The 13,386-nt window shown below is 64.4% G+C and carries 7 protein-coding genes; 3 read left to right on the top strand and 4 right to left on the bottom strand.

Annotated elements, in window-relative coordinates; translation table 11 throughout:
* Positions 1-200: 200 nt before the first annotated feature.
* Complete coding sequence (locus ACLGL5_RS34470) at positions 201-1,202, bottom strand: KpsF/GutQ family sugar-phosphate isomerase (protein WP_038649433.1); 1,002 nt, start codon at positions 1,200-1,202, stop codon at positions 201-203.
* 207 nt (positions 1,203-1,409) lie between these two features.
* On the opposite strand from ACLGL5_RS34470, the gene ACLGL5_RS34475 reads away from it, so the two are divergent.
* Positions 1,410-3,194 (top strand): outer membrane beta-barrel protein, encoded by a 1,785-nt coding sequence (locus ACLGL5_RS34475; RefSeq protein ID WP_038649436.1) that lies wholly within the window; start codon positions 1,410-1,412, stop codon positions 3,192-3,194.
* Positions 3,195-3,249: 55 nt separating this feature from the next.
* Here ACLGL5_RS34475 and galU read toward each other — a convergent pair whose 3' ends face one another.
* Complete coding sequence (gene galU / locus ACLGL5_RS34480; RefSeq protein ID WP_010911358.1) at positions 3,250-4,155, bottom strand: UTP--glucose-1-phosphate uridylyltransferase GalU; 906 nt, start codon at positions 4,153-4,155, stop codon at positions 3,250-3,252.
* Between the two features lie 212 nt (positions 4,156-4,367).
* Here galU and ACLGL5_RS34485 point away from each other — a divergent pair, with 212 nt between their 5' ends.
* A complete protein-coding gene (locus tag ACLGL5_RS34485) occupies positions 4,368-5,591 on the top strand; it encodes a lytic murein transglycosylase (RefSeq protein ID WP_038653326.1) in 1,224 nt (407 codons plus the stop codon).
* Between the two features lie 124 nt (positions 5,592-5,715).
* The gene (locus tag ACLGL5_RS34490) at positions 5,716-6,945 is read left to right on the top strand and encodes an SGNH/GDSL hydrolase family protein (protein WP_069093082.1); all 1,230 of its coding nucleotides are present in this window, start codon (positions 5,716-5,718) and stop codon (positions 6,943-6,945) included.
* 29 nt (positions 6,946-6,974) lie between these two features.
* Here ACLGL5_RS34490 and ACLGL5_RS34495 read toward each other — a convergent pair whose 3' ends face one another.
* A complete protein-coding gene (locus ACLGL5_RS34495) occupies positions 6,975-8,429 on the bottom strand; it encodes a glutamate synthase subunit beta (RefSeq protein ID WP_019861058.1) in 1,455 nt (484 codons plus the stop codon).
* A 143-nt stretch (positions 8,430-8,572) separates the two neighbouring features.
* On the bottom strand, positions 8,573-13,318 hold the full coding sequence (gene gltB, locus ACLGL5_RS34500; RefSeq protein ID WP_019861059.1) for a glutamate synthase large subunit: 4,746 nt from the start codon (positions 13,316-13,318) through the stop codon (positions 8,573-8,575).
* Between the last annotated feature and the right edge of the window lie 68 nt (positions 13,319-13,386).

Raw genomic sequence — 13,386 nt, forward strand, 5'->3', positions numbered from 1 at the left:
CACCTCGGTAAGCATGCTCAGATTCAGGTCAGGCCAAGCCGGACTCGAAGACGGGCGCGAAGCGACCAAACCAGGTGGCTTACGAGAGCCGGAGCGGAGTGTACTTTTTGTAGGTGAGCCCAGTCTACTGCGACGCAGTAGAACGGCGAAGCGCAGCTATCAGCCATTTGCAGACCGGCCTCACCTGAATATCGGCATGCCTAGGCGGCGCCGATGCGCAGCAGGTCATGGAAATGCACCACGCCCAGCGGCATGTTGTTCCTGGTCACCACCAGCGCGCCGATATTGTGCTCGTTGAGCAGCGCGATCGCCGTGCCGGCAAGCGTCTGCGGATCGACCGTCTTGGGCGTGCGGGTCATCACCTCGTCGACGATGACGTCGGCCAGATTGCGGTGCAAATTGCGCGCGACATCGCCGTCGGTGATGATCCCGGCCAGTTCGCCATTGGCGTCGACGATCAGGACGCAGCCGACCTTCTTCTGCGACAGCGTCATCACCGCTTCCGGCATCTTGGTGCCGAGCACGGCCAGCGGCATCTGGTCGCCGACCCGCATGATCTCGGAGACCATGGTCAAATTGGCGCCGAGCTGGCCGCCGGGATGGAAGGTGCGGAAATGGTCCGGCGTGAAACCCCGCGCCTCGAGCAGAGCGATCGCCAGCGCATCGCCGATGACCAGCTGCAGCAGCGTCGACGTCGTCGGCGCCAGCCCGTGCGGGCAGGCCTCGGGGGTGCGCGGCAAAAGCAGCACCACATCGGCCGCGCGCGCCAGCGCCGATGTCTCGCCCGATGTGACGGCGATGAGCGGGATGGAAAAACGCCTGGAATAGGCGACGATGCCGAGCATCTCCTTGCTCTCGCCCGACCATGAGATGGCGATGATGGCGTCATCCCTGGCGATCATGCCGAGATCGCCATGATTGGCCTCGACGGGATGGACGAAGAAGGCCGGCGTGCCGGTCGAAGCCAGCGTCGCCGCGATCTTCGAGCCGATATGGCCGCTTTTGCCGACGCCGGTGACGATCAGCCGGCCTTCGATCTTCGAAATCATGTCGACGGCCTGCGCGAAAGGCGCGGCCAGTCCGTTCTCGAGCGCTTCGGCAAGGGCGGCGATTCCGGCCTGCTCGGTCGCCACCGTTCTCAGTGCCGAATCGATCGACGCTTGCCTGTCCAGGGGCTTCTTATCGAGGGGTCTGCCATGCATGGATGATGCGATTAGCGCGTTGCCGCCCGCCTGTCCAACAGAAATGGCGCTGGCGCCCGGGCGGCGGAGGCTTCGGACAGGTCACAGGACCCGCAGACAGCGGCACTTTGACCGGACGAACGATCGCCGCCTCAACCCTCCGTTAACCATCCCCATTTACGGTTCGGTAAGTATGGCGCGCACAGCGCCGCGCAAGCAGTGGTGGCGATGTCCGGGGCCCAGCCAGAAAAATCGAGTGGACGACGGGGCAAGGCGGTATGCACCTTGTTGCTGGCGACCAGCATGTTTGCCTTGCTTCGCCCGGCACCTCTCCACGCCCAGGAAACGGAGCTGCGCGGCGAGGTTTCCGAATCGGCGATCCTGTCCGACCAGCAGCGCAAGGCAAGGCAGCTCGCCCTTGCCACCCAGGGCCAGCAACAGTCGGCCAACACCGCACAGGACGATGCGCCGCCGCGCACCTATTTGCCGGCCAGCGCCGGCGCTGTGCCCGACGACACGGGCACGGATGCCGCCACCGGCAGCATTTTCGATCCGCCGCAGGCGACCGACGACACGGCCACCGACAATCCGACGCCGCCCAAGCCTCGCCGCCGTCCGTCAAGCGCCGGCCAAAACGCGGCGGATCAGGACAGGACCAAAACGGGCACCAAGACGGCCGACAAGTCGAAGAAGAAGAAGGCGGCGACCGCGACCACGGACACCACTCAAGCCGCGACCGACGATACCGACAGCGCCACGACAGACCAGGAAGCGGCTAACCGCCGTGCTCTCACCGTCGACAGCGCCGATAGGCAAAAACTCGACCCTGGCGCCGAGCGTACCGCCGCCATCGAGGGCCAGAACAAGAAAGCCGAGGACGACCCCTTCGCGCCCACCGGCGTCAAATGGGGTTCCTTCGTCATCCGGCCATCGATCGAACAGGGGTTGACCGCCACCACAAACGGCGATTCGAGCAGTGCCGGCACCTCGGCGCTGCTGTCTGAGACAGCGTTGCGCTTTACCGCCGTCTCCGACTGGCGCGAAAACTCCGCCACCATCGACGGCTATGGCCTGTTCCGCGATACGGTGTCGGGTTACCGGGTTCACGATGCGCAGGGCCGCATCGAAGGCCAGCTCAATGTCGACCTCGACAACGAGCTGCGCGCCATCGCCAAGCTCGGCTACGAAGCCGTGCCGGAAACGGCGTCCTCGCCCAACGCCATTGCCGGCGTCAGTACCCAGCCGCTGCGGCAGACGATCGACGGCAGCCTTGGCGTCGAAAAAGCGGTCGGCAAGATGCAATACACGTTGACCGGCGCGGTCTCGCACGACTTCTACGGCGACGCCGAGCTTTCGGACGGCACCACGCTGTCGCAGAAGGATCAGGACAACACGCTCTACACGGCAACCTTGCGCACCGGCTACGAAATCTCTCCGGCCCTCACCCCGTTCACCGAAATCGAGGTCGGCCGACGGGCCTACGATCAGCGCATCGACAATGAAGGCTTCGAGCGTTCCTCGACCCGCCTTGGCGCTCGCGCCGGCCTGCAACTCGACATGGGTGAGAAGCTCTCCGGCGAGTTCTCGGCCGGCTGGCTGAGGGAAGCGATCGACGACAAGAGCCTGGAGGCGATTTCCGGCGCCACCGTCAACGCCGATCTCAAATGGTCGCCGGAGCGCGGAACGACGATCGGCCTGACCGGCAAGACCACTGTCGAGACCACCACCACGGCGGGTGAAAGCGGCGATATCCTCTATTCCGGCCGCTTGACGGCCGAACGGCAGATCCGCGCCAACCTTACAGCGAACGCGGCCCTGGGCCTCGACTGGCGCGACTATGTCGGCATCGACGGCCATGACAGGATCTTGAGCGCAGAGACCGGGCTGACCTGGTGGCTGAACCGCTATGCCGGCCTCACCAGCCGGGTGAGAACCGAAAAGCTGACCAGCAACCTGCCCGGCCGCGACTACACTGCCAACAGCATCTACCTCGGCCTGAAAGTGCAGCGCTGAAACACGCGTGCGCAGGAGGGGCGGTCAGCCGCTCGCGCTGGCATTACCCATCCAGCTAAGATACCGCGACTCGCCGCTCCGATGGCGTCATCTCGTCGAGAAGCGTGCGGATGACGCCGGCCATGTTCTCCTTCATGTCGCTGCGCCACAGCGCGAAGGCGACATTGGCCTCGACGAAACCTTCCGGGGAACCGCAGTCGAAGGTGCGGCCCTGATAGTGGTAGCCGTAGAAAGCCTGCTGCTTCTCCAGCTTCAGCATCGCGTCGGTGAGCTGGATTTCGTTGCCGGCGCCCTTTTCCTGGCCTTCGAGGATCTTGAAGATCTCGGGCTGCAGGATGTAGCGGCCGTTGATGTAGAGGTTGGAGGGCGCCGTGCCGGTCTTCGGCTTCTCCACCATCTCGGTGATGCGGAAGCCGTGATGCGTATCCTCGCCACGGCCGACAATGCCGTATTTGTGGGCCTCCGCCGGGTCGCATTCCTGCACGGCAATGATGTTGTTGCCGGTTTCCTCGTAAAGCTCGACCATCGACTTCATGCAGCTCTTTTCCGACTGCATGATCATGTCGGGCAACAACAGCGCGAACGGCTCGTCGCCGACCAGTTCGCGCGCGCACCATACGGCGTGGCCGAGGCCCATCGGCACCTGCTGGCGGGTGAAACTGGTCTGCCCCGGCGCCGGCTGCAGGCGCTGCAGGCGGGCAAGCTGCTCGTCCTTGCCGCGCTGGGCCAGCGTGTCATAGAGCTCGAACTGGATATCGAAATGGTCCTCGATGACCGCCTTGTTGCGGCCGGTCACGAAAATGAAATGCTCGATGCCCGCCTCGCGCGCCTCGTCCACCACATACTGGATGACCGGCCGGTCGACGACGGTCAGCATTTCCTTGGGAACGGCCTTGGTGGCCGGGAGGAACCGCGTGCCGAGACCGGCGACCGGGAAAACTGCCTTGCGAACTCTCTTCATGCTTTCAATTATCCGTTTGCTGGCCGGCTCCGCAATCCCTGTCCCGCGACATTTTCACGCCGGAATTGAAGATTAGTGGGGGCGGGTGAGGGAAACTTCCACCGGTTAAAGCATCGAGGTGTCTTTTCGTTCCAAGCGGCACCTATGGTAAACTAATTCCTAACCCGGTTCGGCGATGAATGGTCTTTCCTGAGACAGAGAAGGAGGAAAACATGTCCGTTCGCAATGCCGCAAAACGTTTCACCAGCGTCATGACGGCCGCCAGCCTCTCGCTCGCTCTGCTGATGCCTGCCGGACCCGCTTTCGCCGATGCCGGTTTCCGGCAATGGGTCGCCAGCTTCCGCGCCACTGCCGTCGCCGGTGGCGTTTCCGGAGCTGTCTACGACCAGGCTTTCAGGGACATCAAAGAGCCCGATCCGGTGGTGCTGGAGAAGGCGCGCACCCAGCCTGAATTCACCGCGCCCGCCTGGGATTATTTCGATAATCGCGTCCACGACCAGTCTGTCGCCGTCGGGCAGCAGATGGCGAAGAAGTGGAAGCCGTGGCTGGACAGGATCGAGGCGCGGTTCGGCGTCGATCGCTACATTCTGCTGGCCATCTGGTCGATGGAATCGAACTATGGCGAGATCCTCAAGCGCGACGACATCATGCGCAACGTCATCCGGTCGCTGGCGACTTTGGGTTATGGCGACCCGAAGCGGTCGAAATATGCCCGCACCCAGCTGGTCGCGGCCCTGAAAATCCTGCAGACCGGCGACATCGATGAAAGCCATCTGATGGGCTCCTGGGCCGGCGCCATGGGCCAGACCCAGTTCATCCCCACCAGCTACCAGCACTATGCCGTCGACATGGATGGCAACGGCAAGCGCGACATCTGGAATTCCATCCCCGATGCGCTGGCGACATCAGCCAATCTGTTGAAGAAGAATGGCTGGCAGGCCGGCAAGACCTGGGGCTACGAAGTCACGATACCGGCCGGCAAGCTGCCGGGCGGATCGAAGACGCTGGCGCAATGGCAGGCGCTTGGCGTCGCCAGGGCCAGCGGCAAGCCGTTCAAGAACCTCACCGACAAGGCGACGCTGAAAGTGCCGGACGGCCGTGGCGGGCCGGCTTTCCTGATGATCCGAAATTTCTCGGTCATCAAGGCCTACAACAATGCCGACAAATATGCCCTGGCCGTTGGCCTTCTTGCCGACGAAATCGCCGGTGGCAACGGCCTTGTCCAGGACTGGAAGCGGCCCTTCACCAAGCTCACCTTCGAGGAACGGCAGGAGCTGCAGAAGCGGCTTTCGCAGCACGGGCTTTACGACGGGAAGTTCGACGGCAAGATCGGTGACGGCTCAAAGACCGCCATCATGGCCTATCAGGCAAAGGTTGGCTTGACCCAGGACGGCTACCCGAGCATGGAAGTACTCAAATGGCTCAGGCAAAAATAGAGCCGGCCACAGCGCCGCGCGCATTTTGGGCGCGCATATCAGGCGCCATGGCAATTTGAACTTGCGCCCGGCCGCAAAACCGGCTCCGGTTTGCGGAACCAGGCGCAAGGGGATGGAGGAGTGATTGGTTTCGGCCGCGCGTATCGCGATCCTTGCTCGTCGCACGCCGATCCTTTTTCTGGCGATCGTCCTGCTGGCGATCGGCGCCGCCGGCGCCTTCCATGTACCGGCCATGGCGCAGGAGCAGCCGCAGCAAGATCGCGGATGGTCGTTGCGCGACCTTCTCTTTCCGCGCCGCAGCGAGCGGGTCGAGCCGCCGCTCGACATCCAGAAGGCAAAACCAAAGCCGCGTAAACCAAGGGTTCCGCGTGCGCCGGTCGAGCCACAAACACCGATAGCGGAAAAGGCGCCAGACGCCCGCATCGTCCTGGTCGTCGGCGACTTCATGGCGTCGGGCCTCGCCGAAGGCCTGGACATAGCCTTTGCCGACAACCCAGCCGTTAGGATCGTCGCGCGCTCCAATGGTTCATCCGGCTTCGTGCGCGATGATTTCTACAACTGGCCCGAACAGATCAAATCGCTGATCGAGACCGAGAAACCGACCGCCGTGGTCGTTATGCTGGGCTCCAACGACCGCCAGCAGATGAAGGTGGGGGACGTGCGCGAGCAGCCCCGGTCCGAGAACTGGACCAAGGAATATGAGCGCCGCACCGACGAACTGGGCAAGGCCATCGCCACCGCCAAGGTGCCCTTCCTGTGGGTCGGCATGCCGGCCTTCCGGGTGCCGAAGATGACCTCCGACATGCTGGCCTTCAACGACATCTACCATCAGGCCGCCGAAAACCATGGCGGCGAATTCGTCGATGTCTGGGACGGCTTCGTCGATGAGAACGGCGCCTTCGTCACCAACGGCCCCGACATGAACGGCCAGCCGGTGCGGCTGCGCGCCGATGACGGCATCAACGTCTCCAAGGCCGGCAAGCGCAAGCTCGCCTTCTACACCGAAAAGCCGCTGATGAAGATCCTAGGCCTGGCCACACCCGGCAGCGTGGCCCCGGCGACAGCACCTGCGGGCGCGCCCGTCGAGGCACCGGCGCCGGCCGCGGCACCCATTGTCATCGACCGCACCGCACCCATGCTGCTCAGCGACCCGGCGCTCGACGGCGGCACCGAGTTGCTCGGCGCCGCCCCGCCGGCAAACGCCAATCCGGCTCTTCCCGGGGAGCGGCTGGTGATCGAAGGCAAGGCGCCGGAGGCCGCGCCCGGCCGCGCCGACGATTTCTCATGGCCGCCGAAAGCCGAGCCGCCGGCGACAGCCGCGGCGACCGACACGACGACGGCGATCACCCCTTAATCACTCGGAGCTTCCGAGATCAAGCGGTCTCAGCGCGGCAGGACGCTCGCCCCCATCAACGCCTCGTCGATCGAGCGCGCCGCCTGGCGGCCTTCGCGGATCGCCCAGACGACCAGCGACTGGCCACGGCGCACGTCGCCCGCCGCATAGAGCCGGTCGACGCTGGTCCTGTAGTCGCGGTCATTGGCCTCGACATTCCGCGAGCGGCGGCTGTCTGTGACGATTTTCATCTCACCCTCGAGTTCCTTCGCCACGCCCACCATCGCCGGTCCGGCAAAGCCGATCGCGATGAAGGCGAGATCGGCGCGGATGACGAATTCGGTGCCGGCGATCGGCTTGCGCTTCTCGTCGACCTCACAGCATTTGACGCCGGTCAGCTGGCCGTCCTCGCCGATGAATTCGAGCGTTGCCACCTGGAATTCGCGTTCCGCACCCTCGGCCTGCGAGGACGAGGTGCGCATCTTGGTCGCCCAGTAGGGCCACACCGCGAGCTTGTCTTCCTTCTCGGGCGGCTGCGGGCGGATGTCGAGCTGGGTGACGCGCACCGCGCCCTGGCGGAAGGCGGTGCCGACGCAGTCGGAGGCGGTATCACCGCCGCCTACGACGACGACATGCTGCCCGCCGGCGATGATCGGGTGCGACGGCCATGCCACGGACTGGATCGGCTCGCCACCGACGCGGCGGTTCTGCTGCACCAGATAGGGCATGGCGTCATGCACGCCGCCGAGATCGTCGCCCGGAATGTTGGCCGCACGCGGCGTCTCCGAGCCGCCGCAATAGAGCACCGCGTCATGTTCGGCGAGCAGTTCGGCGACGGGCTTGTCGACACCGACATTGACGCCGCAATGGAAGGTCACGCCCTCGCCCTGCATCTGCTCGATGCGCCGGTCGATATAGTGCTTCTCGATCTTGAAGTCGGGAATGCCGTAACGCATCAGCCCGCCCGGGCGGCTCTCGCGCTCATAGACATGGACGTCATGGCCGGCGCGGCCGAGCTGCTGTGCGGCTGCCATGCCGGCCGGGCCGGAGCCGATGATGGCGACCCGCTTGCCGGTCTTCTTCTCCGGCGGATAGGGCCTGATGTGGCCGGTCTCGTAAGCCTTGTCGGCGATCGCCTGTTCCACCGTCTTGATGGCGACCGGAATGTCCTCGAGGTTCAGCGTGCAGGCTTCCTCGCAAGGGGCGGGACAGATGCGGCCGGTGAACTCAGGGAAATTGTTGGTCGAGTGCAGGTTGCGGATCGCGTTGTCCCAGTCCCTGTTGTAGACGAGGTCGTTCCAGTCCGGGATCTGGTTGTGGATCGGGCAACCGGTCGGCCCGTGACAGAACGGAATGCCGCAGTCCATGCAGCGCGCGGCCTGTTTCTCGACCTCCTTATCCGACATCGGCAGCGTGAACTCGCGGAAGTGCCGGATGCGGTCGGAGGCCGGCTGGTACTTGTGCACCTGCCGGTCGATTTCGAGAAAGCCTGTTACCTTGCCCATAGTCCAGTTCCTGCTGTCCAGATGGTGCGGTTTTCGCCGCACCCGTTAACCTCTTGAGGCAGCCATGGCAACCTTGCGCCCGAGGTCAAACTGTCGATGAAAGGGGCCGGGAAGCCTGGGCTCCCCGGCAATTCTCTTAAAATCTATTCGGCCGCGACGCCCATGCGCATGCGTTCCATCTCGATCAGCGCGCGGCGGTATTCGACCGGCATGATCTTGCGGAATTTCGGCCGGAACGTCGTCCAGTCGTCGAGGATTTCGCGGCCGCGCACCGAACCCGTATAGTGCACATGGTTCGAGATCAGCTGGTAGAGGCGTTCCTCGTCATGGCTGGTCATGTCGCCCGACACGTCGACGCGGCCCTTGTGGTCGAGATCGCCGCCATGATGCAGCAGCCTTTCCATCAGGTCGTCTTCTTCCGGCACCGGCTCCAGTTCGACCATGGCCATGTTGCAGCGCTCGGCGAAATCGCCGGCCTCGTCCAGCACGTAGGCGACGCCGCCCGACATGCCGGCGGCGAAGTTGCGGCCGGTCTTGCCGATGACGACGACGACACCGCCGGTCATGTATTCGCAGCCATGGTCGCCGACGCCTTCGACGACGGCCGCGACGCCCGAATTGCGCACCGCGAAGCGTTCGCCGGCGACACCGGCGAAATAGGCTTCGCCCTCGGTGGCGCCGTAGAGCACCGTGTTGCCGACGATGATGGAGTCGGCCGCCACGATCCTCGCCTCTTCCGGCGGCCGGATGACAATGCGCCCGCCCGACAAGCCCTTGCCGACATAGTCATTGCCGGCGCCGACAAGCTCGAACGAGACCCCGCGCGCCAGGAAGGCGCCGAAGGACTGGCCGGCGGTACCGGTCAGCTTCACCTGGATCGTGTCTTCGCGCAGGCCCTTGTGCTTGAAGCGCTTGGCGACTTCACCCGATAGCATCGCGCCGGTCGAACGGTCGACATTGCGGATGTCCACCTCGATCTTGACCGGCTGCTTGGCCTCCAGTGCGGGCTTGGCCAGTTCAATCAGCTTGCGGTCGAGCACGTCGTCGATCGGGTGCTTCTGCCGCTCGGTCCAGTGCACCGCTTCGTGCGGCGCATCGGGCTTGTAGAACATCTTCGAGAAGTCGAGGCCGCGCGCCTTCCAGTGCTGGACCACGTCGCGCTTTTCCAGAAGATCGCTGTCGCCGATAATCTGGTCGATATGGGTGTAGCCCATCTCGGCCAGCAGCGCCCTCACCTCTTCCGCCACGTAGAAGAAGAAGTTGATGACATGCTCGGGCGTGCCCTTGAAGCGCTTGCGCAGCACCGGGTCCTGGGTGGCGACGCCAACCGGACAGGTGTTCAAGTGGCACTTGCGCATCATGATGCAGCCAGCCGCGATCAGCGGCGCGGTCGAGAAGCCGAACTCGTCGGCGCCGAGCAGCGCGCCGATGATGACGTCACGCCCGGTGCGCAAGCCGCCGTCGACCTGCAGCGCGACGCGCGAACGCAAGCCGTTCAGCACCAGCGTCTGGTGGGTCTCGGCCAGGCCCATTTCCCACGGGCTGCCGGCATGCTTGAGCGAGGTCAGCGGCGAGGCACCGGTGCCGCCATCATAGCCCGAAATGGTGATGTGGTCGGCGCGCGCCTTGGCGACGCCGGCCGCGACCGTGCCGACGCCGACTTCCGACACCAGCTTGACCGACACGTCGGCCGCCGGGTTGACGTTCTTCAGATCATAGATCAGCTGCGCCAGATCCTCGATCGAATAGATGTCGTGATGCGGCGGCGGCGAGATCAGGCCGACGCCCGGCGTCGAATGCCGGACCTTGGCGATGGTCGCATCGACCTTGTGGCCGGGCAGCTGGCCTCCCTCGCCGGGCTTGGCGCCCTGCGCCACCTTGATCTGCATGACATCGGAATTGACAAGATATTCGGCCGTCACGCCGAACCGCCCCGAGGCGACCTGCTTGATCGCCGAGCGCTCCGGGTTCTTGCCGCCGCCGGGCAGCGGCAAATAGCGGTCGGCCTCTTCGCCGCCCTCGCCGGTGTTCGACTTGCCGCCGATCTGGTTCATGGCGCGCGCCAGCGTGGTGTGCGCTTCCCTGGAGATCGAGCCGAACGACATCGCCCCGGTCGAGAAGCGCTTGACGATCTCGGCCGCCGGCATGACGTCGTCGAGCGCGACCTTCTTGCGGCCGGTCTCCTCCGCCAGCCTGATCTTGAACAGGCCACGTATGGTCTGCGCGCGGGCAGTCTCGCTGTCGATCTGCGCCGAATACTCCTTGAAGGTTTCCCACGAGCCCTGGCGCACGGCGTGCTGCAAGGTGGCGACCGCGTCGGGCGACCACATATGCGCCTCGCCGCGCATGCGGAAGAGATATTCGCCGCCGACTTCGAGGCTGTTGCGCAGCACCGGATCATTGCCGAAACCGTCCGTGTGGCGGCTGACGGTTTCGCCCGCGACCTCGTCCAGCCCAACGCCTTCGATCAGCGTCGCCGTGCCGGTGAAATACTTCTCGACGAAATCGGTCTTCAGCCCGATGGCGTCGAAGATCTGCGCGCCGCAATAGGACTGATAGGTCGAGATGCCCATCTTGGACATCACCTTGAGGATGCCCTTGCCGATCGACTTGATGTAGCGCGACACGACCTCGTAGGCGTCGACCTCTTCCGGCAGCTCACCGCGCTTGTGCATGTCGGTGAGCGTGTCGAAGGCGAGATAGGGGTTGATCGCTTCGGCGCCATAGCCGGCAAGGCAGCAGAAATGATGCACTTCGCGCGGCTCGCCGGATTCCACGACCAGGCCGACGGAGGTGCGCAGCCCCTTGCGGATCAGGTGATGGTGCACCGCAGCCGTCGCCAGCAGCGCCGGGATGGCGATGCGGTCCGGGCCGAGCTGGCGGTCGGACAGGATGATGATGTTGTAACCGCCGGCGACTGCCGCCTCGGCGCGTTCGCACAGGCGGTCGATAGCGCCCTGCATGCCGGCAGCGCCCTCGTTCGAGCCATAGGTGATGTCGATGGTCTTGGTGTCGAAACGGTCCTCGGTATGCCCGATGGAGCGGATCTTCTCCAGATCGCCATTGGTCAGGATCGGCTGGCGCACTTCGAGCCGCTTGCGGCGCGAATTGCCGACCAGGTCGAAGATGTTCGGCCGCGGCCCGATGAAGGACACCAGGCTCATCACCAGCTCCTCGCGGATCGGGTCGATCGGCGGGTTGGTGACCTGGGCAAAGTTCTGCTTGAAATAGGTGTAGAGCAGCTTCGACTTGTCCGACATCGCCGAGATCGGCGTGTCGGTGCCCATCGAACCAACGGCTTCCTGGCCGGTGGTCGCCATCGGCGACATCAACAACTTGGTGTCTTCCTGGGTGTAGCCGAACGCCTGCTGGCGATCGAGCAGGCTGACATCCTTGCGCAGCGCGCGCGGCTCGACCGGCTTCAGATCTTCCAGGATGAGCTGCGTGTTGGCGAGCCAGGTCTTGTAGGGATGCCTGGTGGCGATCTCCGACTTGATCTCCTCATCGGGCACGATGCGGCCCTTGGCAAGGTCGATCAGAAGCATGCGGCCGGGCTGCAGCCGCCACTTCTGCACGATCTTCTCCTCCGGCACCGGCAGCACGCCGGCTTCGGAAGCCATGATGACGCGGTCATCGTCGGTGACGATGTAGCGTGCGGGGCGCAGGCCGTTGCGGTCGAGCGTAGCGCCGATCTGGCGGCCATCGGTGAAGGCGACCGCGGCCGGCCCGTCCCACGGCTCCATCAGGGCGGCATGGTATTCGTAGAAAGCCTTGCGGTCGGCATCCATGAGCTTGTTGCCGGCCCAGGCTTCCGGGATCAGCATCATCATGGCGTGGCTGAGGCTGTAACCGCCCTGGAACAGGAATTCGAGCGCATTGTCGAAGCACGCCGTGTCGGACTGGCCGTCATAGGAGATCGGCCACAGCTTCGAGATGTTGTTGCCGAACAGCTCGGAATCGACCGAGGCCTGGCGCGCCGCCATCCAGTTGTTGTTGCCGCGCACCGTGTTGATCTCGCCATTGTGCGCGACCATGCGGTAGGGATGCGCCAGCTTCCATGACGGGAAGGTGTTGGTCGAGAAACGCTGGTGGACGAGAATCAGCGCGGTCTCGAAGCGCGGGTCCTTGAGATCCCTGTAATAGGCGCCGACCTGATAGGCCAGGAACATGCCCTTGTAGACGATGGTGCGCGCCGACAGCGACACGCAATAGGCGCCGATGTCCTTGTTGTCGTTCTCGGCATAGATACGGCCCGAGATGACCTTGCGCAGCAGATAGAGCCGGGCCTCGTATTCCTCGTCATCGGGAATATCTGATGTGCGGCCGATGAAGACCTGGCGATGGAACGGCTCGGACGCGACGATGTCGGGTGCCTTCGACAGCGACGAATTGTCGACGGGCACGTCGCGGAAGCCGATGAGCGGCAGCCCTTCGGACTGCGCCGATTCGGCGATGATGTCCTCGATATGGGCGCGAAGTGCTGCGTCCTGCGGCATGAACCAGTGTCCGACGCCATATTGGCCCGCCGGCGGCAATTCGATGCCCTGGGCCGCCATCTCCTCACGGAAGAACTGGTCCGGAAGCTGCACCAGCACGCCGGCGCCGTCGCCGACCAGCGGGTCGGCGCCGACGGCGCCGCGATGCGTCAGGTTTTCGAGCACGGCAAGGCCGTCCTTGACGATCTGATGCGACTTCACGCCCTTCATGTTGACGATGAAACCGACGCCGCAGGCATCATGTTCGTTGCGCGGATCGTAGAGGCCCCGAGGGGCAAACCCGGTTCGGCCAATATCAGTTCGGCCAATGTCGGTTCGCGGCGTATTTTTGACGGCAGCCGCTTTCGTCTGCGCGGCCTGGCCGTTCGTCGCAGAGAGCGTCATGTCCGTCATTGTCCTGTCCTCCGTTCCAGCCCTTCAGGCGCTGGTTTGCCTCGGCAAGCGCTTGGCTCACCCTGATC

Source organism: Mesorhizobium sp. U510 (assembly GCF_059180695.1).